This is a genomic window from Klebsiella sp. w6 (assembly GCF_033100215.1).
Lineage (GTDB): Bacteria > Pseudomonadota > Gammaproteobacteria > Enterobacterales > Enterobacteriaceae > Klebsiella > Klebsiella variicola.
The window spans coordinates 2,004,093-2,030,490 of the sequence record NZ_CP136907.1; the positions used below are offsets into that span (position 1 = coordinate 2,004,093).

Genomic DNA, 26,398 nt, shown 5'->3' on the forward strand with positions numbered 1-26,398 from the left:
TGATCGGCAACACAAATGACTCTCAAGCGGCCACCGTAAAAGATAAATTACCAGGGTTGATTTTAATCAAAGTATGACCGCCTGCGATATGGCGGAAAAAGCAGCGCCGTCCGCCGCAAAACAAAAACAAGATTGTGAATTTAATGTTTCTATCGTGTAAATAATGACCGCGCATTTTGCCCAACCGCCGGGGATAAAATGTGATGCCCGACCGGCTTGTCGTTAAATAACGGCGTTTATTACGTCTGCTTTTTATTGTTTACAGCATTAATTTAATTTTCGGCTTTCTTCTCACCCTGATAGCGCGGGTCGAATAACGTACAAAAGGCGTATTTTTTATCGCCATTTCGCTGTCGATGTTATCGCCATCAATTATTTTTATCCCCGCATTCGACCACAGTAAAAGGCGCGCAAATAGCGTTTATGATGCTTGTAATTTGTTGATTTTAATTTACTTATTCTGACTCGTGGCTCCTGCTTATCCTCCGCGGCGGAGCCTTTGTGAGAGCTCTCACATAACCCGGTGATCGCGATTTGTTACACTTTCCGCCGTCAACAAAGGAATGAAAGTGAGACGCGATGAATACTTTTTCTCTGCCTAAAACACAGCATCTGGTGGTTTTCCAGGAAGTGATCCGCAGTGGGTCAATCGGGGCCGGAGCAAAAGCGTTAGGACTCACTCAGCCGGCGGTTAGTAAAATCATTGGTGACATGGAAAGTTATTTTGGCAGCGAATTAATCGTCCGGCGAAATACCGGCGTCTCGCTCACCGAGGCCGGGCAGGTATTTCTCAACTGGTCAGAAGCGATCACCCGTGAAATGAAAAATATGGTCAATGAAATGAATGCTCTGACCAACAGCGCGGTGGTGGATGTCTCCTTTGGTTTCCCTTCGCTGGTCGGGTTTACCTTTATGTCGGAGATGGTGCATCAGTTTAAAATGACCTTCCCGAAGGCGCGGGTATCGATGTATGAAGCGCAGCTCTCCGCTTTTTTACCGGCGATCCGCGACGGGCGTCTCGACTTCGCCATCGGGACGCTGAGCGATGAGATGAAACTGCAGGACCTGCACGTCGAGCCGCTGTTTGAGTCTGAGTTTGTGCTGGTGGCGAACCGGGCGCGGATCGGCAACGGCACCGTCCGTCTGGCCTCGCTCCAGCATGAGCAGTGGGTGCTGCCGGAGACCAATATGGGCTATTACAGCGAACTGCTGGCCACCCTGCAGCGCAGCGGCATCCGCCGCGAAAATATCGTCAATACCGATTCGGTGGTGACGATCTATAACCTGGTACTCAATGCCGATTTTCTGACGGTGATCCCCTGCGACATGACCACGCCGTTCGGCTCGAGCCAGTTTGTCACCATCCCCATTAAAGAGGCCTTGCCGGTGGCGCGCTATGCGGCGGTATGGTCGAAGAATTATCGGCTTAAAACCGCGGCGGCGTCGCTGGTGGAGATGGCGAAACAGTACTCTTCGGGGCAGGGAAACCGCCACTGGCAGCCAATAGAAATTGCCTGACTGATATTGATTAAATAACCCAACACACGTCCTCGCTGTTATCAGCAGGATGACGCCCGGTCATTGACTTTATATTAAGATACAGAGGCCATCATGCATATTACCTACGATCTTCCGGTATCCATTGACGATATTCTCGAGGCGAAGCAACGCCTGGCGGGAAAAATATATAAAACGGGCATGCCCCGCTCGAATTATTTTAGCGAACGCTGCCAGGGGGAAATATTCCTTAAATTCGAAAATATGCAGCGCACGGGCTCATTTAAAATTCGCGGCGCGTTTAATAAGCTCTGCGGTTTAACCGCGGCGGAAAAACGCAAAGGGGTGGTGGCCTGTTCGGCGGGCAACCATGCGCAGGGGGTCTCGCTCTCCTGCGCCATGCTCGGCATTGACGGGAAAGTGGTGATGCCGAAAGGGGCGCCGAAATCGAAAGTCGCCGCCACCTGCGATTATTCGGCAGAGGTAGTCCTGCATGGCGATAACTTTAACGATACCCTCGCCAAAGCCAGCGATATTGTTGAACTTGAGGGCCGTATTTTTATTCCCCCCTATGACGACCCGCAGGTTATTGCCGGGCAGGGAACGATTGGTCTCGAAATATTAGAAGATCTGTATGACGTGGATAATGTCATCGTGCCGATTGGCGGCGGGGGATTAATTGCCGGCATCGCGATTGCGATTAAATCCATTAACCCGACGATCCGCATTATTGGCGTGCAGTCAGAAAATGTTCACGGGATGGCCGCCTCCTGGTATGCCGGGGAGATCACCAGCCATCGCCACGCCGGCACCTTAGCCGATGGTTGCGATGTCGCCCGGCCAGGGAAACTGACTTATGAAATCGCCCGCCAGCTGGTGGATGACATCGTCCTGGTCAGTGAGGACGACATTCGCCAGAGCATGGTCGCCTTAATTCAGCGCAATAAAGTGATCACCGAAGGGGCCGGGGCGTTGGCCTGCGCCGCGTTATTAAGCGGCAAACTAGACAGCTATATCCAGAACCGCAAAACGGTCAGCCTGATTTCCGGGGGCAATATCGATCTCTCCCGGGTATCGCAAATTACGGGTTTTGTTGACGCTTAATTCAATACATAAGTGAGGACAGGATATGAGTACGACTGAGAGCATTGCATCCAGCCAGACAAGCCTTTCGTCCTGGCGTAAATCTGACACCACCTGGACCCTGGGCCTGTTTGGCACCGCTATCGGCGCCGGGGTGCTGTTTTTCCCGATCCGCGCCGGCTTCGGCGGGCTGATCCCGATCCTGGTGATGCTGGTGCTGGCCTATCCCATCGCCTTCTATTGCCATCGGGCGCTGGCCCGGCTATGCCTGTCGGGGGCTAACCCCTCCGGCAATATCACCGAAACGGTGGAAGAGCATTTTGGCAAAACCGGCGGGGTGGTGATCACCTTTCTGTACTTCTTCGCCATCTGCCCGCTGCTGTGGATTTATGGCGTCACGATCACCAATACCTTCATGACCTTCTGGGAGAACCAGCTGCAGATGCCGGCCCTCAACCGCGGGGTGGTGGCGCTGCTCCTGCTGCTGCTGATGGCGTTTGTCATCTGGTTTGGTAAAGACCTGATGGTCAAGGTGATGAGCTATCTGGTGTGGCCGTTTATCGCCAGCCTGGTGGTGATCTCCCTGTCCCTGATCCCTTACTGGAATAGCGCGGTGATTGACCAGGTCAACCTCAGCGATATCGCCTTAACCGGTCACGACGGCATTCTGGTGACGGTATGGCTGGGCATCTCCATCATGGTGTTCTCCTTTAACTTCTCGCCGATCGTCTCCTCATTTGTGGTCTCCAAACGCGAAGAGTATGAAGCGCAGTTTGGCCGGGAGTATACCGAACGCAAATGCTCACAGATCATCTCCCGGGCCAGCATGCTGATGGTGGCGGTGGTGATGTTCTTCGCCTTCAGCTGCCTGTTTACCCTCTCGCCGCAGAACATGGCGGACGCCAAGGCGCAAAATATCCCGGTGCTCTCCTATCTGGCGAACCACTTTGCCTCGATGTCGGGCACCAAATCCACGTTTGCCACCCTGCTGGAGTATGGCGCGTCGATCATCGCCCTGGTGGCCATCTTCAAATCGTTCTTCGGCCACTATCTCGGCACCCTCGAGGGGCTGAACGGTCTGATCCTGCGCTTCGGCTATAAAGGGGATAAAACCCGGGTCTCCAGCGGCAAGCTCAATACCCTGAGCATGGTGTTCATCATGGGCTCGACCTGGGTGGTGGCGTATGCCAACCCCAATATCCTCGACCTGATTGAGGCCATGGGCGCGCCGATTATCGCCTCGCTGCTGTGCCTGCTGCCGATGTACGCCATTCGTAAAGCGCCTTCGCTGGCCAAATACCGTGGACGTCTCGATAACCTCTTTGTGACCGCCATTGGTCTGCTGACCATCCTCAACATCGTTTACAAACTGTTCTAATCCGGCTCAGGCCACGCGGAGTACAACATGACTGAATTTCCGGTAGTACTGGTGATCAACTGCGGCTCGTCGTCGATCAAATTTTCCGTCCTGGACGCCGCCAGCTGCGACTGCCTGCTGAACGGCGTGGCCGAGGGCATCAACGCGGAACGGGCGTTTCTCTCGCTCAACGGCGGCGAGCCGGTGGCGCTGGCGCAGCGCGGCTATGAAGGCGCCCTGCAGGCGATTGCCGGGGCATTAGCCCAACGCGACCTCATCGACAGCGTGGCCCTGATTGGCCACCGCGTTGCCCACGGCGGCGACCTCTTCACCGAGTCGGTCATTATTAGCGAGGAGGTTATCAATAACATTCGCCAGGTATCGTCCCTGGCCCCGCTGCATAACTACGCCAGTCTCAGCGGCATCGCCTCGGCGCAGCGGTTGTTCCCGCAAGTGATGCAGGTGGCGGTCTTTGATACCAGCTTTCACCAGACCCTGGCCCCGGAAGCTTTTCTCTATGGTCTGCCGTGGGAGTATTACCAGAACCTCGGGGTACGCCGCTACGGTTTCCACGGTACCTCGCACCGCTATGTGTCCCGGCGCGCCCTGGCGCTGCTCGGGTTGCCGGAGCAGGAGAGCGGCCTGGTGATCGCCCACCTGGGCAATGGCGCCTCGATCTGCGCGGTGCGCAACGGCCGCAGCGTGGACACCTCGATGGGAATGACGCCGCTGGAGGGGCTGATGATGGGCACCCGCAGCGGCGATGTCGACTTCGGCGCCATGGCGTGGATTGCCGGGGAGACCCGGCAGACCCTCAGCGACCTGGAGCGGGTGGCCAACACCGCCTCCGGCCTGCTGGGGATCTCCGGCCTTTCCTCCGACCTGCGGGTGCTGGAGCAGGCGTGGCATGAGGGCCATGCCCGCGCCCGCCTGGCAATTAAAACCTTTGTCCATCGCATCGCCCGTCATATTGCCGGTCACGCCGCGGCGCTGCAGCGTCTCGACGGCATTATTTTCACCGGCGGGATTGGCGAGAACTCGGTGCTAATCCGTCGGCTGGTGAGCGAGCGGCTGGCGGTCTTTGGCCTTGAGATGGACGTCGCCCGCAACCAACAGCCGAATTCGGTCGGCGAACGCCTGATCTCCGCCGACGCCAGCCGGGTGCGCTGCGCGGTTATACCTACCAATGAAGAGCGCATGATTGCCCTAGATGCGATCCGCTTAGGGCGGATCCACACGGCGGCGCTGGCCTGACTTTTTATTCTGTAGAGAGACGATGTTCATGAAAGTAGATATCGATACCCAGGATGTACGATACGCCGAGGCCTGGCAGGGCTTTCGCGGTACGGCGTGGCAAACGCAGATCGACGTCCGCGACTTTATTCAGCATAACTACACCCCTTACGAGGGCGATGAGTCTTTCCTCGCCGACGCGACGCCAGCGACCACCGCCCTCTGGGAGCAGGTGATGGCCGGGATCCGCGTCGAGAACGCCACCCATGCGCCGGTGGATTTCGACACCAATGTCGCCACCTCCATCACCGCCCACGCGGCGGGCTATATCAACCAGCCGCTGGAAAAGATCGTCGGCCTGCAAACGGACCAGCCGCTGAAGCGCGCCCTGCATCCTTTTGGCGGCATCAATATGATCAAAAGCGCCTTCGAGGCCTATGGCCGCGAAATGGATCCCGCCTTTGAGTATCAGTTTACGGCGCTGCGCAAGACCCACAATCAGGGGGTATTTGACGTCTATTCCCCGGATATGCTGCGCTGTCGCAAGTCGGGGGTGCTGACCGGGCTGCCGGACGGCTATGGTCGCGGACGGATCATCGGCGATTACCGCCGCGTCGCGCTGTACGGCATCCGCTATCTGGTTCGCGAACGTGAGCTGCAGTTTGCCGACCTGCAGCCAGCCCTTGAGCGCGGCGAGGCGCTGGAGGCCACCCTGCGCCTGCGCGAAGAGCTGGCCGAACAGCGGCGCGCGCTGCAGCAGATGCAGGAGATGGCGGCCCGCTACGGCTGCGATATCGCCCACCCGGCGCGCACTGCCCGGGAGGCGGTGCAGTGGCTGTACTTCGCCTACCTGGCGGCGGTGAAGTCGCAGAACGGCGGTGCCATGTCGCTGGGGCGCACGGCCACCTTCCTCGACATCTATATCGAACGCGATCTGCGGGCGGGTCGGCTCAATGAACAGCAGGCCCAGGAGCTCATTGACCACTTCATCATGAAGATCCGCATGGTGCGTTTCCTGCGCACCCCGGAATTTGACACGCTGTTCTCCGGGGATCCCATCTGGGCGACGGAGGTGCTGGGCGGTATGGGGCTGGATGGCCGCACCCTGGTCAGTAAAACCACCTTCCGTTACCTGCATACCCTGCACACCATGGGACCGGCGCCGGAGCCGAACCTGACCGTGCTCTGGTCGCAGGCGCTGCCGGTGGCGTTTAAAAAATATGCCGCCCGGGTCTCTATCGCCACCTCGTCGCTGCAGTATGAGAACGACGATCTGATGCGCAGCGATTTTCACAGCGACGACTACGCCATCGCCTGCTGCGTTAGCCCGATGGTGATCGGCAAGCAGATGCAGTTCTTCGGCGCCCGCGCCAATCTCGCCAAAACGCTGCTCTACGCGATTAACGGCGGGGTGGATGAGAAACTGAAGATCCAGGTGGGGCCGAAAACCGACCCTCTGCGTGATGAGGTGCTGGACTATGACACCGTGATGGCCAGCCTCGACCACTTTATGGACTGGCTGGCGGTGCAGTACATCAGCGCGCTGAACATCATCCATTGTATGCATGATAAGTACAGCTACGAGGCGGCGCTGATGGCCCTGCACGACCGCGACGTCTACCGCACGATGGCCTGCGGCATCGCCGGCCTGTCGGTGGCGGCGGATTCGCTGTCGGCGATAAAGTACGCCCGGGTGAAGCCGGTGCGCGATCACCACGGGCTGGCGGTGGACTTTGTCATTGAGGGCGATTATCCGCAGTACGGCAACAACGACGATCGGGTCGATGCCATCGCCTGCGACCTGGTGGAGCGCTTTATGCGCAAAATTCAGGCGCTCCCCACCTGGCGCCAGGCGGTGCCGACCCAGTCGATCCTGACCATCACCTCCAACGTGGTATACGGACAGAAAACCGGCAATACGCCGGACGGACGTCGGGCGGGGACGCCGTTCGCCCCGGGGGCCAATCCGATGCATGGCCGCGACCGCAAAGGGGCGGTGGCGTCGCTGACCTCGGTGGCGAAACTGCCGTTTACCTACGCCAAAGATGGCATCTCGTATACCTTCTCCATCGTGCCGGCGGCCCTCGGCAAAGCCCCGTCGGCGCAGGAAAACAACCTGGTGGGGCTGCTGGACGGCTACTTCCATCACGAGGAGACGGTGGAGGGGGGACAGCATCTCAACGTCAATGTACTGAACCGGGAAAAGCTGCTCGATGCGATAGAACACCCGGAGCAGTATCCGAATCTGACGATCCGCGTCTCCGGCTATGCGGTCCGCTTTAACGCGCTGACCCGCGAGCAGCAGCAGGATGTGATCTCCCGAACGTTCACCAGCCAACTCTGAGCGGCCGCCAGGCCACGGGAGAGCCTTTAACGGGCTCTCCTGTTATCATCTTCACATTACCGCAACAAAATAATCACCACTGTTGATCATATTCGCATTTTTGCACCACGCTGGCGCGCAGCGACCGCTAACTGCATCTATGTTTAGCTCACGGGCCGGTACGGATACCGCGTTGTCCGGCTCGCCACGTGATGGCAACCGATCTCCTGACCTGAAAGGGAATGCGCCCTTGCCGGATGCGGCACGGGTTGCCGTCGCGTGCGCACTGACCGGGGCGTCCGCTCTCTGGCGCGACCTCTCTACCTGGCGGGATTTTTGCTTCTTCCACCCTGGCCGTCCTGGCGCTGCGCCAACGTCGGCACCACACGGTAAGTGATATTTTCTGCGTCATTCCATGACGCCAGGCTTTACATCGCTGAGGAATATCCGAATGTCTTTGAAACTGAAAACAATGACGCTTCATGTTGTGATAGCAGGTTGTATGAGCATGGCCTTTTACGCCCAGGCAGACGTGAAGATCGGCGTCGCCGGGCCCTTTACCGGACCCAACGCCACCTACGGCGCCCAGTACTGGAAAGGGGCTTCACAGGCGGTGGCCGATATCAATGCCGCCGGCGGTATCAAAGGCGAAAAGATTGTGCTGGTGCAGGGGGATGACGCGTGCGAACCGAAGCAGGCGGTGGCGGTGGCCAACCGGCTGGTGGATGAAGCGAAAGTCTCCGCCGTGGTGGGGCACTTTTGCTCTTCCTCAACGATGCCGGCCTCCGAGGTATATGACGAAGCCGGGATCCTGACCATTACCCCCGGCTCGACCAACCCGCAGATCACCGAGCGCGGCATGAAGGACCTTTTCCGCATGTGTGGTCGTGACGATCAGCAGGGGGCGATTGCCGCCAACTATATGCTGGACGTGCTGAAGGCGAAGAAAATTGCCGTCATCCACGATAAAGACACCTATGGTCAGGGGCTGGCCGATGCCACCCGCGCGGCGCTGGCGAAGCGGGGCACCAAAGAAGTGTTGTACGAAGGCCTCTCCCGCGGTGAAAAAGACTTTAACGCCCTGGTGACCAAGATCGGCGCCCTCAAGCCGGACGTGGTCTACTTTGGCGGCTGTCATCCGGAAGCGGGCCCGCTGGTGCGTCAGATGCGCGAGCAGGGGGTGCAGGCTAAATTCTTCTCCGGCGACTGTATCGTCACCGAGGAGCTGGTGACGGCCGCCGGCGGGCCGCAGTTCACCAACGGCGTGCTGATGACCTTTGGTCAGGACCCGCGCACTCTCCCGGAAGGCAAAGCGGTGATCGAGAAGTTCCGCGCCAGCGGCTTTGAACCAGAAGGCTATACCCTCTACGCCTACGCCTCCATTCAGGCCATTGCCGCGGCCTGGAACGCCGTGGGTACCGATAACGCCGTCGCCAGCGACTGGCTGAAGAGCCACGACGTCGATACGGTAATGGGTAAGAAAGCCTGGGATGGCAAAGGCGACCTCAAGGTGTCCGACTACGTGGTCTATCAGTGGGACGACAAGGGCAAATATCATCAGCTCTGATCGGCCACGACCTGAGGACGCTCTGTCCTTTTGACTTGCGAATCGTCACATCACGGCGGTCGACCGGGAACGGAACCCGGCGGCCGTCTGCCTGGCGGCTGGAGGGGCTATGACGGCGTTTTTTCTGCAACAACTGATCAATGGGCTGACGCTGGGCGCAGTGTACGGCTTAATCGCCATCGGCTACACCATGGTGTATGGGATCATCGGCATGATCAACTTCGCCCACGGCGAGGTGTATATGGTCTCCGCCTATCTGTGCGCCATCGGCCTGGCGCTGCTCTCTTTCTTCGGGATCCACTCCTTTCCGCTGCTGATTTTCGCCACCCTGGTGTTCACCATCGTGGTCACTGGCGTATATGGCTGGGCGATCGAGCGCATCGCCTACCGGCCGCTGCGCAACTCGACGCGACTGGCGCCGCTGATCTCGGCTATCGGGATGTCGCTGATCCTGCAGAACTATGTCCAGCTGAGCCAGGGGCCGAACCAGCAGGGGATCCCGACGCTGCTCAGCGGCGCGCTGCGCATGACGGTGGGCGATGGGGTGGTGCAGATCACCTGGACCAAAGTGTTTATTCTCGTCGCGGCGCTGGTGGGGATGCTGACCCTGACCTGGATTATCCAGTACACCCGGCTGGGGCGCATCTGTCGCGCTACCCAGCAGGACCGGCGTATGGCGGCGATCCTTGGCATCAATACCGACCGGGTGATCTCCCTGGTGTTTGTCATCGGCGCGGCGATGGCCGGTCTGGCCGGCGTGCTGGTGACCATGAACTACGGCACCTTCGACTTCTATATCGGATTTATTATCGGCATCAAAGCCTTCACCGCCGCGGTGCTGGGCGGGATCGGCTCGCTGCCTGGCGCGATGCTGGGCGGACTGCTGCTCGGGGTGGCCGAAGCCCAGTTCGCCGGGCTGGTGAATTCGGATTACAAAGATGTCTTTTCCTTTGCGCTGCTGGTGGCGATCCTGATTTTTCGCCCGCAGGGGCTGCTGGGACGTCCGCTGGTGGCCAAGGTCTAAGGAGGCTTTATGGGTGAATTTACGCGCCAGCCTGCGCGGGATATCAAAAGCGCGCTGATCGACAGCGTGCTGGCCGGTCTTTGCGCGTTAATTGTCTTTGGCCCGATCGTCGGCGTGGTGCTCAAAGGGTATGGTTTTACCCTCGCGCCCGCGCGGGTGGCGATCCTCGTGGCGGTGGTGATGGCCGGCAGGCTGGCGCTCAGCCTGCTGCTGCAGAGCCGTCGGGGAAAAGCCTTTATTGCCCGCTTTGAGGGGGCGGATGACGGGGTGTACGTCCGGCCGCCGGGATACCGCTCGCGGCTGCGCTGGATAATGCCGCTGCTGGCGGTCCTGGCCATTGCCTTTCCATTTCTCGCCAGCAAATACCTGCTGACCGTGGCGATCCTCGGCCTGATCTACGTTCTGCTCGGCCTGGGGCTGAACATTGTGGTGGGCCTCGCGGGCCTGCTCGATCTGGGCTATGTGGCGTTCTACGCCATCGGCGCCTACGGCCTGGCGCTGGGCTACCAGTACTTGGGCCTCGGCTTCTGGGCGATGCTGCCGCTGGGGGCGGTGATGGCGGCCCTCGCCGGGGCGTTGCTGGGCTTTCCGGTGCTGCGCATGCATGGCGACTACCTGGCCATCGTCACCCTCGGCTTTGGCGAAATCATTCGCCTGGTGCTTAACAACTGGGTGAGCTTCACCGGGGGGCCCAACGGCGTACCGGTGCCGTCGCCCACGCTGTTTGGCCTCGAGTTTACCCGCCGGGCCAGGGATGGCGGCATCCCCATCCATGAGTTTTTCCACGTCAGCTACAACCCCAACCTGAAATTCATCTTTCTCTACGCCGTGCTGTGCCTGGTGGTGATGCTGGTGCTGCTGGTGAAACATCGTCTGACGCGGATGCCCATCGGCCGCGCCTGGGAGGCGCTGCGCGAGGATGAGATCGCCTGTCGGGCGATGGGGCTCAACCACGTGCTGGTGAAGCTCTCGGCGTTTATGCTCGGCGCGTCGACCGCCGGCATCGCCGGGGTGTTCTTCGCCAGCTATCAGGGGTTTGTTAACCCGACGTCGTTCACCTTTTTTGAGTCGGCGCTGATCCTGGCGATTGTGGTGCTCGGGGGAATGGGCTCCACCCTGGGAGTGGTGCTGGCGGCGTTTGTCCTGACGGTCACCCCGGAGCTGCTGCGCGGTTTTGACGAATATCGGGTGCTGCTGTTCGGCGTGCTGATGGTGGTGATGATGATCTGGCGGCCGCGCGGCCTGGTGCGCACCAGCCGCAGCGGGGTTGCGTTGCGAAAAGGAGTCGCGCCATGACCGACAGCATCTTACGCGTTGAGCATCTGATGATGCATTTCGGCGGCATCAAAGCGCTGAATGATGTCAATCTGGAGGTGGAGCGGGGGTCGATCACCGCCCTGATCGGCCCCAACGGCGCGGGCAAGACCACGGTGTTTAACTGCCTGACCGGTTTTTACCGGGCGACGGGGGGGAGCATCGTGCTGCGGGCGCGGGAAAAGGTTACCGATGTCATTCAGGTGCTGGGGCAGAAGCTTCACCCGGACGATTTTCTCCACCCGGCGCAGCTGGGGCGGCGGATCTATTACAAGATGTTCGGTGGCACCCATCTGGTGAACCGCGCTGGCCTGGCGCGCACCTTCCAGAATATACGTTTATTCCGCGAGATGTCGGTGATTGAGAACCTGCTGGTGGCCCAGCATACCCAGGTTAACCGCCATCTGCTGGCCGGGATCCTCAATACTCGTGGGTATCGGCAGGCGGAGAGTCAGGCGCTGGATCGCGCTTTTTACTGGCTGGAGGTGGTGGAGATGGTGGACTGCGCCAACCGTCTGGCGGGGACCCTCTCCTATGGACAGCAGCGGCGGCTGGAGATCGCCCGCGCCATGTGTACCCGCCCGGAGATGATCTGTCTGGACGAGCCGGCCGCCGGCCTCAACCCGGTGGAAACCCAGGCGCTGAGCCGGATTATTCGCTTTCTGCGCCAGCAGCACGGCATCACGGTGCTACTGATCGAGCATGATATGGGGATGGTGATGGAGATTTCGGATCATATCATCGTCCTCGATCACGGGGACGTCATCGCCCGCGGCGCGCCGCAGGCGATCCAGGCCAACTCCAGCGTGATTGCCGCCTATCTTGGCGCTGAGGAAGAGGAGACGCGCCGATGAGCCAGCCATTGCTTGCCTTTGATGAGGTGGATGTCTTCTATGGGCCGATCCAGGCCCTGAAGCAGGTCTCCCTCACCGTCAACGAGGGGGAGACGGTGGCGCTGATCGGCGCCAACGGCGCCGGTAAATCAACGCTGCTGATGTCGGTCTTCGGCCAGCCGCGCATTGCCGGCGGGGAGATTTTCTATCGCGGGGAGGCGATCAGCCGGAAATCGACCCACTTTATCGCCAGCAACGGCATCGCCCAGGCCCCGGAAGGGCGGCGCATCTTTCCCGATATGACCGTCGAAGAGAACCTGCTGATGGGGACCATTGCTATTGGCAACCGCTATCAGGCCGAAGACAAGGCGCGGATGTATCAGCTGTTCCCCCGGCTGGAAGAACGGCGGGGACAGCGGGCGATGACCCTCTCCGGCGGCGAGCAGCAGATGCTGGCCATCGCCCGGGCGCTGATGAGCCGACCGCGCCTGCTGCTGCTGGATGAGCCAAGCCTGGGGCTGGCGCCGCTGGTGGTGAAGCAGATTTTTCAGATCCTGCGCGAGCTGACGGCCCAGGGGATGACGCTGTTTCTGGTGGAGCAGAATGCCCGCCATGCCCTTAACCTGTCGGACCGCGCCTATGTGATGGTGAACGGCCAGATCCGCCTGAGCGGCAGCGGCCAGGCGCTGCTCAACGACCCGGAGGTGCGTAAGGCATATCTGGGGATCAGCGGCTGAGGGGGTTATTCCCGCGGTTCGTTACGGGTTTTAATGTGCTGCCAGAAACGTTCGGCGGCCTGGTTAAGCCGCGAGCCGGAGCGGTAGAGCCAGGCGCCGATCGGCAGCGACAGGCGGTCATCGAGGATCGTCAGTCGGCCTTCGTCCAGCTCGCGCTGAATAGAGTATTGCGGCAGCCAGCCCACGCCGTCGCCATTGAGGATCATGCGCTTGAGCAACTCGCTCATGGAAGAGACAAACGTAAGGGAGAAGGTGATCTCCGGCGTACGGTCGATCACCTGGTTTACCTGGCGCCCCATATAGCTGTCGTTGGCGTATTTCATCAGCGGCAGCACGCCGCGATGTAAATGAAACAGCGGGCGGCCATGTTCGTCGCAGGGGGAGACCAGGTGCAGGTAAGAATCAAAAATTTTATGATTAATAAACGGATAGTTCATTAATTCTTCATTATAGAAGGAGAGGATAAAATCGCTTTTTCCCTCTTTCAGGTTAAATACGGCGTCGTTGACGTTAATCGATTCAACATGAAAAGTCTTATTTTTACGGTCGGTGTAACCGGCGATGATTTCCGGCAGTAATAACACCGACAGCGAAGGGGCCGCGTCGATTCTTATTTTCTGGGTCGTGTTATTTAAACCCTTAATACGACTGATCTGAAAATCCATGTCATCGAGCATATTTCGCGCATAGCCGACAAAAATTTTCCCGCGGTTGGTCAATTGCAGGGGGTTGGCGCTACGATCGAAGATGCTGAATCCGAGGGAGGCCTCCAGCGACTGGATGCGTCGACTGAACGAGGACTGAGAGATGTTGCGGGCTTTAGCCGCCAGGGTAAAGCTGCGCGACTCCTCAAGGGCAATCACATCATACAGCCATTTTACTTCCAGATTTGCCAACACCGATCCAGTCCTCAAAAACGCAATAAAGGCTATGCAATTTTAGCATAGCGCATAGAAACTATGCAATTAACATAATTATCGACAGGTGTTAACATTTTTTGGAAAGTTGAGATTTATGAATGCATATCGGCGACCCTACATGAGCACGATATGAAATCGCGACTCACGGTTATTTATTGCTTTATTTTATTGTCCAGGACTTATCTTATTAAATCGCCGGCGACGATGACGAAAGCAATGAATAACCCAGGCCTCTTACCTTAAATAGTTTGTCAGGAGTTCCATGTCACAACAAATTGAATCAGTTAAAATGGCTCTGCAGGAGCTGGGGATTAATGCAAGCGGCGAATTCTTTTACAACCCTGATTACGATTTGCTTATTGCACATGAAACCGCTCCTGAACTGACCGGCGCGGCCCGCGGCGTGATGACCGACTCTGGCGCTGTGGCTGTTGATACCGGGATCTTCACCGGCCGTTCACCGCGCGATAAATACATCGTCCGCGACGAACAGACGCGTGATACCGTCTGGTGGGCAGACTCCGGCCTCGGCCGCAATGACAACAAACCGTTATCGCCAGACGTGTGGCGCAGCCTGAAAAGCCTGGTCGCGGGCCAGCTGAGCGGCAAAAAACTGTACGTCATCGACGCCTGGTGCGGCGCCAGCCCGGACACCCGTCTTGGCGTACGCTTCGTCACCGAGGTGGCGTGGCAGGCCCACTTTGTCAAGAACATGTTTATCGTGCCGAGCGCCGACGAGCTGGCCAGCTTTACGCCAGACTTCGTGGTGCTCAACGGCGCGGGCTGCACCAATGCCAACTGGCAGGCGCAGGGGATGAACTCCGAGAACTTCGTCGCCTTTAATCTCAGCGAGCGTATTCAGCTCATCGGCGGCACCTGGTACGGCGGCGAAATGAAGAAAGGGCTGTTCTCGGTCATGAACTACCTGCTGCCGCAGAAAGGCATCGCGTCGATGCACTGCTCGGCCAACCGTGGCGAAGCAGGGGATGTGGCGCTGTTCTTCGGCCTCTCCGGTACCGGTAAAACCACCCTGTCGACCGATCCGCATCGTCAGCTGATTGGCGATGACGAGCACGGCTGGGACGATGACGGCGTGTTTAACTTTGAAGGCGGCTGCTACGCCAAGACCATCAATCTCGACCCGCAGGCGGAGCCGGAGATTTATGGCGCCATCCGCCGCAATGCGCTGCTGGAAAATGTGGTGGTGCGCGCTGACGGCAGCGTGGATTATGCCGACGGCAGCAAAACCGAAAACACCCGCGTCTCCTATCCGCTGTCGCATATCGACAATATCGTCAAGCCGGTGTCCCGTGCGGGCCATCCGTCGAAGGTGATTTTCCTTGCCGCCGACGCGTTTGGCGTCCTGCCGCCGGTCTCCCGTCTGACCACCGAGCAGATGCAGTACCATTTCCTGTCGGGTTTCACCTCGAAGCTGGCGGGCACCGAGCGCGGCATTACCCAGCCGACGCCGACCTTCTCCGCCTGCTATGGCGCGGCGTTCCTGCTGCTTCACCCGACCCAGTACGCCAGCGTCCTGGCGGCGAAGATGGCGGAATCCGGTGCGGAAGCCTGGCTGGTCAACACCGGCTGGAACGGCGAGGGCAAACGCCTGTCGCTGCGCGATACCCGCAGCATCATTAGCGCGATCCTCAACGGCACTACCGGCCCGCTGCGCGATGAGGCCATCCCGGTGTTCGGTCTTGCGATCCCGCAGAGCATTCCAGGGGTAGACAGCGCGGTGTTGGATCCGCGTAATGGCTGGAGCTCAGCGGATAAGTGGCAGGAGAAGGCCGAGAGCCTGGCTCAGCTGTTTATGGATAACTTTAAGCAGTACAGCGATACCGAAGCGGGCGCGCGTCTGGCGCTGGCCGGTCCGCAGCTGCAGAATAGCGCGGTCGAAGCCTGATCCGCGGCCAGCAGGTCGACGCCTTGCGCCGACCTGCTGGCGAGCCGCTTTACTCCGCAAAGGCCCGCAGCGCATCGCCCGTGAGGCGATAACGCACCCACTCATCCTGCGGCTGCGCGCCAATGCTCAGATAGAAATCAATCGCCGGCTGGTTCCAGTCGAGCACGCTCCACTCCAGACGCCCGCACTGACGCTGTACAGCATATTGCGCGATGGTTTTCAGCAGCGCTTTTCCGGCGCCGATCCCGCGATAGTCGGGGGTCACGTACAGATCCTCCATATAGATACCATTGCGTCCAAGCCAGGTGGAGTAGCTGGTGAAGAACACCGCGTAGCCCACCGCTTTGCCCGCCACCTCGCAGATCAGCGCTTCGGTTTTGCTGCCGTTGCCAAACAGCGTCTCTCTGATCTCCTCTGCCGTCGTCACCACCTCTTCGGGGGCTTTCTCGTAGACCGCGAGTTCATAAATCATATCGTAAATAGCGGTGGCGTCGTCCGGGGTGGCCTGGCGGATCGTGATGCTCATGGGGCGTCCTGTATCAATAGTCAAAAGAGAGAGCAAAATTGCTGACCCAGAGGATAAGCGGTATTGTGAAAAGAATTAAGTGCAATGAAATCAGCAAACGATGAATATTATGCATCCTGTCCTGCGCCGGATTGATCTCAACCTGCTGCCGGTCTTTGACGCGGTCTATCGCTCCCGCTCGGTGCGCCTGGCGGCGGAAGAGCTGGCAATGAGCACCTCGGCGCTGAGCCATGCGCTTTCCCGGCTGCGCAGCGCCCTCAACGATCCGCTGTTCTATCGCGAAGGGCACCGGATGTGCCCCAGCGTCTATGCCAGCCAGCTGGCGCCCTCTATTGCTTCGGCGCTGAAGTTTCTCAACCAGGAGCTGACGCCGCCGGCGGCGTTTGTGCCGGCCGCCAGCACCGACTGCATGCAGATTGCGATCACCGATTTCACCGCGTTCTGCGTCTTTCCGACGCTGATGCACCACCTGCAGCGTGAGGCGCCCGGGCTGCGGTTTGAACTCCGTTATCTGCCCCACAGCCCGGCGCTGACCGAGCTGCTGGCGGGCGAGGTCGACCTGGCCCTCGGGTTCAATACCCCTGACGAGCCAGCCCATCCCGATCTTGAGGAGATTAACTGGCTGCGGGACGAATATGTGGTCATCAGCCAGGCCGACCGGACGGCGCTGACCCTGGACGCCTACCTTGCTGCCCGTCATCTGGTGGTGACCCCGTGGAATGAGCAGCAGGGGGTGCTGGACTGTGAGCTGGAGCGGCAGGGCTATTCGCGGCAGGTGGCGATGAAAACCCCCTCGATGCTGAGCGCGCCCTTCATTATTGAGCAGAGCGACCTGTTGATGGCGCTGCCCCGGCGAGCGGCGGAGACGATGGCCCGCGCCGCCCGGCTGACCATTTTCCCGCTGCCGTTTCCGGTTCCGCCGTTTGACGTCAAGATTTACGCCCACCAACGCAGCGGGAAACGCGAGGCTACCCGCTGGCTGATCGCTCTGTTGCAGAGGCTGGTGGGGGAGTCCGCCGCTTCCGCTTCCTGACGCGCTTTGCGGCCGGCAGCGTGTATCCTCACCCCAGGCCAGGGTTTTTATGCCGTCAACCCACGGCGACGTACCCTGGCCTCGGTCACAAAACGGAAAACTGACTTTTTCGCCGTCACCCGCAGCGTGGTTAGCACGGTATGTGTTAAATGATTGTATGCAAAAGTAATGTTAATTAGTTAAATGTTATTCATGCGTAAAATGCATTAATGGATGCGTTTATTACGCTTATTTCGTTCCCGGTTCTGTTTCAGTCTTCAGCAACAGGCGCGCGACAACGCGTGGATAACAAACTGGAGACCTGCATGCATTCGACAACCTCACTGATGAGTACCCGTGACCGGATCGGCGCCATCCTGCGCGTCACGTCCGGTAACTTTCTCGAACAGTTCGACTTTTTCCTGTTCGGGTTCTATGCCACCTACATCGCACATACCTTTTTTCCGGCGAGCAGTGAATTCGCCTCGCTGATGATGACCTTCGCGGTCTTTGGCGCCGGCTTTTTGATGCGCCCCATCGGCGCTATCGTGCTTGGCGCCTACATCGACAAGGTGGGGCGGCGCAAGGGGCTGATCGTCACCCTGTCGATCATGGCCACCGGCACCTTCCTGATCGTGCTGATCCCCTCTTACCAGACTATTGGCCTGTGGGCGCCGCTGCTGGTGCTGATCGGCCGTCTGCTGCAGGGCTTTTCCGCTGGCGCCGAGCTGGGCGGGGTGTCGGTCTATCTGGCCGAGATCGCCACGCCGGGCCGCAAAGGCTTTTACACTAGCTGGCAGTCGGGCAGTCAGCAGGTTGCCATCATGGTGGCGGCCGCGATGGGCTTTGCCCTCAACGCGGTGCTGGAGCAGAGCGCCATCAGCGACTGGGGCTGGCGCATTCCGTTCGTCTTCGGCTGCCTGATCGTTCCGTTCATTTTCATCCTGCGCCGTAAGCTGGAGGAGACCCAGGAGTTTACCGCCCGCCGCCATCATCTGGCGATGCGCCAGGTGTTCGCCACGCTGCTGGCGAACTGGCAGGTGGTTATCGCCGGGATGATGATGGTGGCGATGACCACCACCGCGTTCTACCTGATCACCGTCTATGCGCCGACCTTTGGTAAAAAGGTGCTGATGCTCAGCGCCTCTGACAGCCTGCTGGTTACGCTGCTGGTGGCGATTTCCAACTTCTTCTGGCTGCCGGTGGGCGGGGCGCTGTCTGACCGCTTTGGCCGCCGACCGGTGCTGATTGCCATGACCCTGCTGGCGCTGGCTACCGCCTGGCCTGCACTGACCCTGCTGGCGAACGCGCCGAGCTTTTTGATGATGCTGAGCGTGCTGCTGTGGCTGTCGTTTATCTACGGCATGTACAACGGGGCGATGATCCCGGCGCTGACCGAAATTATGCCTGCCGAAGTGCGCGTGGCAGGTTTCTCGCTGGCCTACAGCCTGGCGACCGCGGTATTTGGCGGCTTCACGCCGGTGATTTCCACGGCGCTGATCGAGTATACCGGTGATAAAGCGTCTCCCGGCTACTGGATGAGCTTTGCCGCCATCTGCGGCCTGCTGGCCACTTGCTACCTCTATCGCCGTAGCGCCGTTGCGCTGCAGACGGCACGTTAATCAGGGAGAAGATGATGCGTAAAACGACAGGAACCCTGCTGGCCACGCTGCTGCTGGCCGCCAGCGGCGGCAGCGCGCTGGCCGCAGAGGTCACCGTGATGATCTCCGGCGGCTTCAAAGCGGCGCTGGAAAAGCTGGCCCCGGCGTGGGAAAAACAAACTGGCAACCACCTCGTGGTGATCCCCGGCCCGTCGATGGGGAAAACGCCGCAGGCGATCCCTAACCGCCTGGCGCGGGGCGAACACGCGGACGTGGTGATTATGGTCGGGGATGCGCTAACCAGCCTCGAAAAAGCGGGCCGTACGCAACCGGGTTCGCGTCGGGAGCTGGCCGACTCGCCGATCGGCGTGGTGGTGAAGGCGGGGGCGCCGCTGCCGGCTATCCATAGCGCAGACCAGCTGCGGGCGACGCTGCTGGCGGCGCCGTCGGTCGCGTACTCCGACAGCGCCAGCGGACGCTATGTTAGCTCGACGCTGTTCCACACCCTGGGCATTGATGACGCGATGCAGAGCAAAGCGCAGATGGTGGAGCGCATTCCGGTAGCCTCGGAAGTGGCGAAGGGACGGTATGCGATCGGTTTTCAGCAGGTGAGCGAACTGCTGCCGGTACCCGGCGTGACCTTCGTTGGCGAACTGCCGGATAACCTGCAGTACATCACCCGCTTTGCCGGGGCGGTGACTATCAGCGCCGACCACCCGCAGGAAGGCAAGGCGCTGCTGGCGTATCTGGCCTCACCGGCGGCGCAGGAGACTATCCACGCCACCGGCATGCGAAGCGTGGCCGCCACCACGCCGGTCAGCCAGAAGGATACTGTTCAATAATCAGCTTCTCCAGCTCTGCCGCCACGTAGGACTGAATACGGCCGCTGAGGCGGATCAGGCCTACCGTACGCGTGACCACCGGGTCGGTGAGCGGCACAGCGCGGAGAACGGAATGCTCCCCGGCGGGCATCGACATCGCGGGCACGGCGGCAATGCCGATGCCCGCTTCCACCATCCCCAGCATCGTGGTGACGTGGCGGGTTTCGCAGATACTTGGCCGCGCCGGCGTCAGATGCGCCAGCTCCCGGTCGAGCAGCGTCCGGTTGCCCGAGACCCGATCCAGGCCAATATAATCCTGTTCAAAATACGCCTGCCAGCTGAGGTGCGTCTTGCGCGCCAGCGGATGATCGTACCGACAGGCGGCCACATAGCGGTCGTCGGCAAGAGGCGTGAATTCGAGACTGGCTGGCAGGTTTTTGGCAAAACAGAGGCCAAAGTCAGCCTGTCCGCTGCTGACCGCCTCGATCACATTCCCGACGCTGCTGTCAATCAACCGGATGCGCACCTGGGGATAACGCGCCTGAAAGCTGCGGATGATTTCCGGCATAAAGTAGTAGGCGGCGGAGGGCACCGTCGCCACCGTCACCAGCCCGGTGCGCGCCTTGCTGACCTGGCTGATATCCGCCAGCACCGTCTCGACATGGGCCAGCAGTTGCTCCGAACGTTCGGCAAAATTTTGCCCATACAGCGTGAGGGTCACCCGCCGGGTGGTACGTTCGAACAGCCGGTTGCCCAGCGCCGTCTCCAGCTTTTCGATGCGTCGGCTAAGGGCCGACTGCGACAGGCAGATGGATTCAGCGGCCAGCCGAAAACTGCCATATTCCATCAGGGCGCGAAAGGCGTAGAGATCGTTGAAGTCAAAATTTACGGGCATGGCGGCGGCATCCTTATCGGCTGTCTGGCGCCATCGCCCCGTCCGGCGAGGGGCGATGGCGGGTAGTCTATCGGGCAGGTCTTCGGGCGCGCGGGAAACCGCGCGCCGGGGCTTACACCTTAAGCAGTTTTACCGTGGCATCGATATCGATTTCGTCTTCCGAGAAGATCAGGGTTGTCCCCTGAAAGGTGGTGATCGCCAGCTTTTTCACCGAACGCATCTCTCCCGGCTGCACTGTGGATTTTGGCCGGATGCTGTTCATCAGCAGCCCGACCGACAGCACCGCGTTTTCTTTATCGACGCGGGTCTCGACCGGCTCCTCCTCATGGTACACCACATAGGATTTAATGGAGGTCAGCTTCAGCCGCTCGCCGGCAATATAGATATATTTGCTCTCCGGAATGACCTTCACCGCGTAGGCCGACAGCCCTTTATTGTTGGTGGTAGGTTCGAAAGTCACCGCCGCGTCTTTCTTGATAAGATCAGGATTGGCGACCTTAATCACGTGAAAATAACGATTTTCGCCGTTTTCATCTTTGATAAATCCAAAACCTTTATCTTTAAACCACGTTGTGATTGTTCCGTTCATCGCCATTACCGTATTACTCGTTGGTTAACACAAATTTTGCAGCGCGCAGTGTAAAGCACATTGCCTGTGCAGGCCATGCCTTTGCGATAAGTGTGGGTGATAAATGACGCCGCCGCGAGGGCGGATTGTGCGCCAGCATCGTGCCGGCGGCCAAAATGGGGTACTATCGCCAGCCACTCCTTCTTCGGGCCGCCTGATGTCCACCATTATCGATACCTTTGTCGCGCCGCCGTGCCGCGAACAGATCACCCTCTTGTATCAGGACGAACACCTGCTGTTGATCAATAAACCCGCCGGGCTGCTGAGCCTGTCGGGCAAAGATCCGCGCAACCTTGACTCCGTGCATCACCGGCTGGTTCAGCGCTTTCCGGGCTGCACCCTGGTGCACCGCCTGGACTTCGGTACCTCCGGTCTGATGGTGGTAGCCCGCAACAAAGACGTTAACGCCTTGCTGTGCCAACAGTTCAGCCAGCGCACGGTGGCAAAGGTCTATACGGCGCTGCTGTGCGGCCACCTGGCGGAAGATGAGGGGATAGTGGAGGCGGCAATCGCCAAAGATCCGGCCCGTTTCCCGCGCATGTCGCTCTGCGCCCGGCACGGCAAACCGGCGCGTTCGCGCTATCGGGTCATTGACCGCCTGTATCAGTCACGGGATGGGGAGAGGGCGCTGGCGTTAACCCGGGTGGCGCTCACCCCGGAGACCGGGCGCACCCATCAGCTGCGTATTCACTGCCAGCTGCTGGGCTATCCGATCTTTGGCTGCGATCTGTACGGTGGCCGGGAGCTGCCCGGCACGGAACAGGCTCCGCGGCTGATGCTGCACGCCAGCGAACTGCGCTTTGTCCACCCCGTCAGCCATGAGCCGATGCATATCCAGCAGGCGAGCCCGTTTTGATTGCCCGCGGCGAGAGAACCGGGGTTACCACATCAGATCGTCGGGCACCTTAAAGTCGGCGTACGGATCGTCTTCATCCTGCTCATCCTGACTCAGGGCGCTGTGCAACACGATGCTGCTGGCGTCGCGCTGGGCGATTTTCTCGGCCACCACCGCCGGAATAATCGCATATTCACCTTCGGGCTTGTTATCCACCGCCAGGCGGGCAATCGCCAGACGGCCGTTAATCAGCTGGGTCTGGGTGGTCTTGTCGACCATGATTTTTTTGATCAGATTATTATCGGTGAAGTTAAAGCCGATATCGCCCCGGGCGACCGTAATGCGGTTCATCTCGATCAGCTGCTTCACCTGGGCTTTATACTCTTTCGCCAGCACCGCCTGCTTTTGCTGCTCGCTGAGCTGCTTATCGCGCTCCAGCTGAGCTTTTTTATTTTCTTCCACCGCTTCCCGGGCCTCACGGGCCTGAACGCGGGATTTTTTTGCCGTCCTCTGGACTTTAGCCATTTTTTTGCTGCTGACCAGGCCGGCTTTGAGCATCTGCTCTTGTAAGGTGAGTTTTGTCATCTGCGTGTCTGAAACTGAGGAAACATCTGCCCAGTATACCTGCATTGGCCGAAACGACGCCAGACTACCCACTGTTCGTTACCCCGATTAGCCTGACAGCCCCCCGCCGAAGCCGCGTTAACCCAGCCTCGCAGGCCCATCTTTCCCGTCCCCGGCGAAGGATCGTCGCCACCATTTTTGGCATGTCGACGATCCTTTTTTGTGATGGATTGTCTTTTTTGTGATCTGGATTGTAGTACAATTTTTATTAATAGTACTACTATGTGTCACAGGCAAGGATGAACAGGTTCACGTTTGTACTACCAGACTGGGTGGAAACGCGCTGAACGGAGTAAAGTAACCGGGCATAACCCCGTTAAGGACACGCTATGAACCTGACTAAAACCGATCGGCTGATGGTGACCCTGGGCCGCCAGATTGTGAGCGGCAAATATCTTCCCGGCGCGGCGCTGCCGGCGGAGGCTGACCTGTGCGAGGAGTTTGCCACCTCCCGCAACATCATCCGCGAAGTCTTTCGCTCGCTGGAGGCGAAGCGCTTGATTGAGATGAAACGCTATCGCGGCGCCTTCGTCGCGCCGCGCAGCCAGTGGAATTTCCTCGACAGCGACGTATTGCAATGGGCGCTGGAACAGGATGAAGACCCGGGGCTCATCGCGGCGATGAGCGAAGTGCGTAATCTGGTGGAGCCGGCGATAGCCCGCTGGGCGGCAGAGCGGGCCACCTCCAGCGATCTGGCGCAGATTGAGGCGGCGCTGAATGACATGATCGCCAACAACCAGCAGCGCGATGCCTTTAATGAAGCCGACATTCGCTATCACGAAGCGGTGCTGGCGTCAGTGCATAACCCGGTGCTGCAGCAGCTCAGCGTGGCGATTAGCTCGCTGCAGCGCGCGATATTTGAACGGACCTGGATGGGGGATGAGGCCAACATGCCGCAAACGCTCCAGGAACATAAAGCGCTGTTCGATGCGATTCGCCATCAGGACAGCAACGCGGCAGAGCAGGCGGCGCTCACCATGATCGCCAGCTCGACACGAAGACTGAAGGAAATCACATGACATCTCGCTACATCGCTGTTGACTGGGGATCGACCAATTTTCGCGCCTGGCTGTTTGAGGGCGAACGCTGCCTCGACAGCCGACAGTCGGCGGCGGGGATCGCCCGCCTGAACGGTCAATCGCCGGCAGCGGTGTTAGCGACACAAATCCATGGCTGGCGCGAGGGGCGTACCCCAGTGGTCATGGCGGGAATGGTAGGCAGCAACGTGGGCTGGAAGAACGCGCCCTATTTACCGCTTCCCGCCGATTTCACGGCCATTGGCAACCAGTTGACCGCCGTAGATGAAGGGATCTGGATTGTCCCCGGGCTTTGCACTTCCCGCGAAGACCACCACAACGTCATGCGCGGCGAAGAGACACAGCTCCTCGGCGCACGCCTGCTGGCCCCTGCGGCGGTGTACGTCATGCCCGGCACCCATTGCAAATGGGTCAAAACCGACGGCCGGCGGATTGAGGACTTTCGCACGGTGATGACCGGCGAACTGCACCATCTGCTGCTGACGCACTCCCTGATCGGTGCGGGATTACCCGAGCAGCAGGCTGCGCCGGCGGCGTTTCACGCCGGGCTGGCGCGCGGCCTGGCCGCGCCCGCGGTGTTGCCACAGCTTTTTGAGACCCGCGCCGCGCACCTGTTGGGGGCGCTGGCCCGGGAGCAGGTGAGCGAGTATCTATCCGGCCTGTTAATTGGCGCGGAGGTGGCCAGCATGCGCGCCTTCATTGCCGACGAACAGGCTATCGCGATCGTTGCCGGCCCGTCCCTCTCCGCGCGCTATCAGCAGGCATTTCAGCTGCTGGGCCGCCAGGTGACGACAGTGTCGGGCGACGATGCCTTTCTGGCTGGTATAAGGAGCATCGTACATGCAGTGGCAAACCTCACTTCCGCTGATCGCTATTCTGCGCGGCATCACCCCTGACGAGGCGCTGGCGCACGTCGGCGCGGCGATCGCCGCCGGGTTCGACACCGTGGAGATCCCGCTCAATTCACCGCAATGGCAGCAGAGCATCCCGGCCGTGGTCGGGGCCTACGGCGCGCAGGCGCTGATTGGCGCCGGAACGGTGCTGCAGGAAGCGCAGGTCGATCGGCTGGCGCAGCTTGGGGCGCGGCTGGTGGTGACCCCCAATGTGCAGCCGGCGGTGATCCGCCGGGCCGTCGGGCACGGGATGACCGTCTGCGCCGGCTGCGCGACGGCAAGCGAGGCGTTTACCGCGCTGGAAGCCGGGGCGCAGGCGCTGAAGATTTTTCCCTCTTCGGCGTTTGGCCCCGACTACATCAGGGCGCTGAAAGCGGTTTTGCCCGCGTCGGTGCCGGTATTTGCCGTCGGCGGCGTCACGCCGGAAAACCTGGCGCAATGGATCGAGGCCGGTTGTGCGGGCGCAGGGCTGGGCAGCGATCTCTATCGCGCCGGTCAGCCGGTAGCGCGGACCGCAGAGCAGGCCGCCGCATTTGTTAGGGCGTATCAAGAGGCTGTGAAATGAAAATAACCAAACTGACCACCTGGCGTTTACCCCCGCGCTGGATGTTCCTCAAGATTGAAACCGACGAGGGGATAGTCGGCTGGGGCGAGCCGATTGTCGAAGGCCGGGCGCGCACCGTGGAGGCGGCGGTACATGAGCTGGGGGACTATCTGATTGGCCAGGATCCGGCGCGGATCAACGATCTGTGGCAGGTCATGTACCGCGCCGGCTTTTATCGCGGCGGGCCGATCCTGATGAGCGCGATCGCCGGTATTGACCAGGCGCTGTGGGACATCAAAGGGAAGGCGTTGAATGCGCCGGTCTGGCAGCTGCTGGGCGGCCTGGTGCGCGATAAAATCAAAGCCTACAGCTGGGTGGGAGGAGACAGACCTGCCGAGGTCATTGCCGGGATTAACACGCTGCGCGGTATGGGGTTTGATACCTTCAAACTCAACGGCTGTCAGGAAATGGGGATGATTGACAGTTCGCGCACGGTGGATGCGGCGGTGAACACGGTGGCGCAGATCCGCGAAGCATTTGGCAACGACATTGAATTTGGCCTCGATTTTCATGGCCGCGTCAGCGCGCCGATGGCGAAACTGCTGATTAAAGAGCTGGAACCCTATCGGCCGCTGTTTATCGAAGAGCCGGTGCTGGCCGAGCAGGCGGAGTACTACCCGCGGCTGGCGGCGCAAACCGCGATCCCGCTGGCCGCCGGCGAGCGCATGTTCTCGCGCTTTGAGTTCAAGCGGGTGCTGGAGGCCGGCGGCCTGGCTATTCTGCAGCCCGATCTCTCTCACGCTGGCGGCATCACCGAATGCTTCAAAATCGCCGGTATGGCGGAAGCGGCGGACGTGTCGCTGGCTCCGCACTGCCCGTTAGGCCCCATCGCGCTGGCCGCCTGTCTGCACGTGGACTTTGTTTCCTACAACGCTGTCTTCCAGGAGCAGAGCATGGGGATCCACTATAACCAGGGCGCCGAGTTACTCGACTTCGTGAAAAACAAAGCCGATTTCAATATGGAGGGGGGGTACTTTAAGCCGTTAATGAAGCCGGGGCTGGGGGTCGATATCGACGAAGAGAAAGTGATTGAGATGAGCCGACGCGCTCCTGACTGGCGGAACCCCGTCTGGCGCCTTGCCGATGGCGTGGTCGCCGAGTGGTAGTCCCCGGTTAATACCTGCTGCG

General features: G+C 59.8%; 26 protein-coding genes. 19 read left to right on the forward strand and 7 right to left on the reverse strand.

The features are described from left to right. Positions 1-259: 259 nt before the first annotated feature. The gene (locus tag R0140_RS09655) at positions 260-400 is read right to left on the reverse strand and encodes a hypothetical protein (protein WP_162494490.1); all 141 of its coding nucleotides are present in this window, start codon (positions 398-400) and stop codon (positions 260-262) included. Positions 401-579: 179 nt separating this feature from the next. Between R0140_RS09655 and tdcA the strand changes: the two genes are divergently transcribed. From tdcA to pflB, 5 genes are all read left to right on the forward strand, one after another. Beyond that, on the forward strand, positions 580-1,518 hold the full coding sequence (gene tdcA, locus R0140_RS09660) for a transcriptional regulator TdcA (protein ID WP_008804334.1): 939 nt from the start codon (positions 580-582) through the stop codon (positions 1,516-1,518). 93 nt (positions 1,519-1,611) lie between these two features. Then, positions 1,612-2,601 (forward strand): bifunctional threonine ammonia-lyase/L-serine ammonia-lyase TdcB, encoded by a 990-nt coding sequence (gene tdcB, locus R0140_RS09665; protein WP_002910762.1) that lies wholly within the window; start codon positions 1,612-1,614, stop codon positions 2,599-2,601. A 25-nt stretch (positions 2,602-2,626) separates the two neighbouring features. Next, on the forward strand, positions 2,627-3,958 hold the full coding sequence (gene tdcC / locus R0140_RS09670; RefSeq protein ID WP_004200322.1) for a threonine/serine transporter TdcC: 1,332 nt from the start codon (positions 2,627-2,629) through the stop codon (positions 3,956-3,958). 27 nt (positions 3,959-3,985) lie between these two features. Beyond that, entirely contained in the window at positions 3,986-5,191 is a 1,206-nt protein-coding gene (gene tdcD / locus R0140_RS09675) for a propionate kinase (RefSeq protein ID WP_012967795.1), read from the forward strand. Between the two features lie 28 nt (positions 5,192-5,219). After that, on the forward strand, positions 5,220-7,514 hold the full coding sequence (gene pflB / locus R0140_RS09680) for a formate C-acetyltransferase (protein WP_012541300.1): 2,295 nt from the start codon (positions 5,220-5,222) through the stop codon (positions 7,512-7,514). Positions 7,515-7,565: 51 nt separating this feature from the next. On the opposite strand, the gene R0140_RS09685 is transcribed toward pflB, so the two are convergent. Then, a complete protein-coding gene (locus tag R0140_RS09685; RefSeq protein WP_004225356.1) occupies positions 7,566-7,712 on the reverse strand; it encodes a hypothetical protein in 147 nt (48 codons plus the stop codon). Positions 7,713-8,001: 289 nt separating this feature from the next. Here R0140_RS09685 and R0140_RS09690 point away from each other — a divergent pair, with 289 nt between their 5' ends. The 5 genes from R0140_RS09690 to R0140_RS09710 all read left to right on the forward strand — a co-directional run bounded on the left by R0140_RS09690 (position 8,002) and on the right by R0140_RS09710 (position 12,968). Then, complete coding sequence (locus tag R0140_RS09690; RefSeq protein ID WP_174159664.1) at positions 8,002-9,060, forward strand: branched-chain amino acid ABC transporter substrate-binding protein; 1,059 nt, start codon at positions 8,002-8,004, stop codon at positions 9,058-9,060. A gap of 109 nt (positions 9,061-9,169) precedes the next feature. Continuing rightward, the gene (locus R0140_RS09695) at positions 9,170-10,084 is read left to right on the forward strand and encodes an ABC transporter permease subunit (protein ID WP_008804338.1); all 915 of its coding nucleotides are present in this window, start codon (positions 9,170-9,172) and stop codon (positions 10,082-10,084) included. Positions 10,085-10,093: 9 nt separating this feature from the next. After that, positions 10,094-11,380: a high-affinity branched-chain amino acid ABC transporter permease LivM gene (livM, locus tag R0140_RS09700; RefSeq protein ID WP_012967797.1), complete on the forward strand. Its 1,287-nt coding sequence runs from the start codon at positions 10,094-10,096 to the stop codon at positions 11,378-11,380. Continuing rightward, positions 11,377-12,252 (forward strand): ABC transporter ATP-binding protein, encoded by an 876-nt coding sequence (locus tag R0140_RS09705; RefSeq protein ID WP_032741190.1) that lies wholly within the window; start codon positions 11,377-11,379, stop codon positions 12,250-12,252. Before livM ends, R0140_RS09705 begins: the two co-directional genes overlap by 4 nt. Then, entirely contained in the window at positions 12,249-12,968 is a 720-nt protein-coding gene (locus tag R0140_RS09710) for an ABC transporter ATP-binding protein (protein WP_023290181.1), read from the forward strand. Before R0140_RS09705 ends, R0140_RS09710 begins: the two co-directional genes overlap by 4 nt. A gap of 5 nt (positions 12,969-12,973) precedes the next feature. On the opposite strand, the gene R0140_RS09715 is transcribed toward R0140_RS09710, so the two are convergent. Then, positions 12,974-13,867 (reverse strand): LysR substrate-binding domain-containing protein, encoded by an 894-nt coding sequence (locus R0140_RS09715; RefSeq protein ID WP_008804342.1) that lies wholly within the window; start codon positions 13,865-13,867, stop codon positions 12,974-12,976. Positions 13,868-14,150: 283 nt separating this feature from the next. On the opposite strand from R0140_RS09715, the gene pckA reads away from it, so the two are divergent. Then, on the forward strand, positions 14,151-15,794 hold the full coding sequence (gene pckA / locus R0140_RS09720) for a phosphoenolpyruvate carboxykinase (ATP) (protein ID WP_012541305.1): 1,644 nt from the start codon (positions 14,151-14,153) through the stop codon (positions 15,792-15,794). Positions 15,795-15,843: 49 nt separating this feature from the next. Here pckA and R0140_RS09725 read toward each other — a convergent pair whose 3' ends face one another. Then, complete coding sequence (locus tag R0140_RS09725) at positions 15,844-16,320, reverse strand: GNAT family N-acetyltransferase (protein ID WP_012967800.1); 477 nt, start codon at positions 16,318-16,320, stop codon at positions 15,844-15,846. A gap of 100 nt (positions 16,321-16,420) precedes the next feature. On the opposite strand from R0140_RS09725, the gene R0140_RS09730 reads away from it, so the two are divergent. The 3 genes from R0140_RS09730 to R0140_RS09740 all read left to right on the forward strand — a co-directional run bounded on the left by R0140_RS09730 (position 16,421) and on the right by R0140_RS09740 (position 19,775). Beyond that, positions 16,421-17,353 (forward strand): LysR family transcriptional regulator, encoded by a 933-nt coding sequence (locus R0140_RS09730; protein WP_032741188.1) that lies wholly within the window; start codon positions 16,421-16,423, stop codon positions 17,351-17,353. Between the two features lie 305 nt (positions 17,354-17,658). Next, positions 17,659-18,954 (forward strand): MFS transporter, encoded by a 1,296-nt coding sequence (locus R0140_RS09735; protein WP_032432118.1) that lies wholly within the window; start codon positions 17,659-17,661, stop codon positions 18,952-18,954. Between the two features lie 11 nt (positions 18,955-18,965). Further along, positions 18,966-19,775, forward strand: coding sequence for a substrate-binding domain-containing protein (locus R0140_RS09740; protein WP_162493243.1), 810 nt, complete (start codon positions 18,966-18,968; stop codon positions 19,773-19,775). On the opposite strand, the gene R0140_RS09745 is transcribed toward R0140_RS09740, so the two are convergent. Together R0140_RS09745 and R0140_RS09750 are read right to left on the reverse strand one after the other, a co-directional pair. Beyond that, positions 19,750-20,649 carry an L-proline-binding transcription factor PsrA gene (locus R0140_RS09745; protein WP_008804348.1) on the reverse strand — a complete coding sequence of 300 codons (900 nt, stop codon included), beginning with the start codon at positions 20,647-20,649 and terminating at the stop codon, positions 19,750-19,752. The genes R0140_RS09740 and R0140_RS09745 overlap by 26 nt on opposite strands. A 112-nt stretch (positions 20,650-20,761) precedes the next feature. Beyond that, positions 20,762-21,244, reverse strand: a complete 483-nt coding sequence (locus tag R0140_RS09750) for a cold-shock protein (protein ID WP_012541308.1) — start codon at positions 21,242-21,244, stop codon at positions 20,762-20,764. A gap of 190 nt (positions 21,245-21,434) precedes the next feature. Between R0140_RS09750 and R0140_RS09755 the strand changes: the two genes are divergently transcribed. After that, entirely contained in the window at positions 21,435-22,133 is a 699-nt protein-coding gene (locus tag R0140_RS09755) for an RluA family pseudouridine synthase (RefSeq protein ID WP_032741187.1), read from the forward strand. 24 nt (positions 22,134-22,157) lie between these two features. Here R0140_RS09755 and R0140_RS09760 read toward each other — a convergent pair whose 3' ends face one another. Further along, complete coding sequence (locus tag R0140_RS09760) at positions 22,158-22,697, reverse strand: DUF2058 domain-containing protein (protein ID WP_012967804.1); 540 nt, start codon at positions 22,695-22,697, stop codon at positions 22,158-22,160. A 368-nt stretch (positions 22,698-23,065) separates the two neighbouring features. On the opposite strand from R0140_RS09760, the gene dgoR reads away from it, so the two are divergent. The 4 genes from dgoR to dgoD are packed head-to-tail and all read left to right on the forward strand — an operon-like array spanning position 23,066 to position 26,376. Then, the gene (dgoR, locus tag R0140_RS09765) at positions 23,066-23,755 is read left to right on the forward strand and encodes a D-galactonate utilization transcriptional regulator DgoR (RefSeq protein ID WP_022066201.1); all 690 of its coding nucleotides are present in this window, start codon (positions 23,066-23,068) and stop codon (positions 23,753-23,755) included. After that, positions 23,752-24,669, forward strand: coding sequence for a 2-dehydro-3-deoxygalactonokinase (locus tag R0140_RS09770; RefSeq protein WP_012541312.1), 918 nt, complete (start codon positions 23,752-23,754; stop codon positions 24,667-24,669). The genes dgoR and R0140_RS09770 overlap by 4 nt, the downstream gene beginning before the upstream one ends. Next, on the forward strand, positions 24,614-25,231 hold the full coding sequence (locus tag R0140_RS09775; protein ID WP_012967806.1) for a 2-dehydro-3-deoxy-6-phosphogalactonate aldolase: 618 nt from the start codon (positions 24,614-24,616) through the stop codon (positions 25,229-25,231). Before R0140_RS09770 ends, R0140_RS09775 begins: the two co-directional genes overlap by 56 nt. Then, on the forward strand, positions 25,228-26,376 hold the full coding sequence (gene dgoD / locus R0140_RS09780; protein WP_008804354.1) for a galactonate dehydratase: 1,149 nt from the start codon (positions 25,228-25,230) through the stop codon (positions 26,374-26,376). Before R0140_RS09775 ends, dgoD begins: the two co-directional genes overlap by 4 nt. Positions 26,377-26,398: the final 22 nt, after the last annotated feature.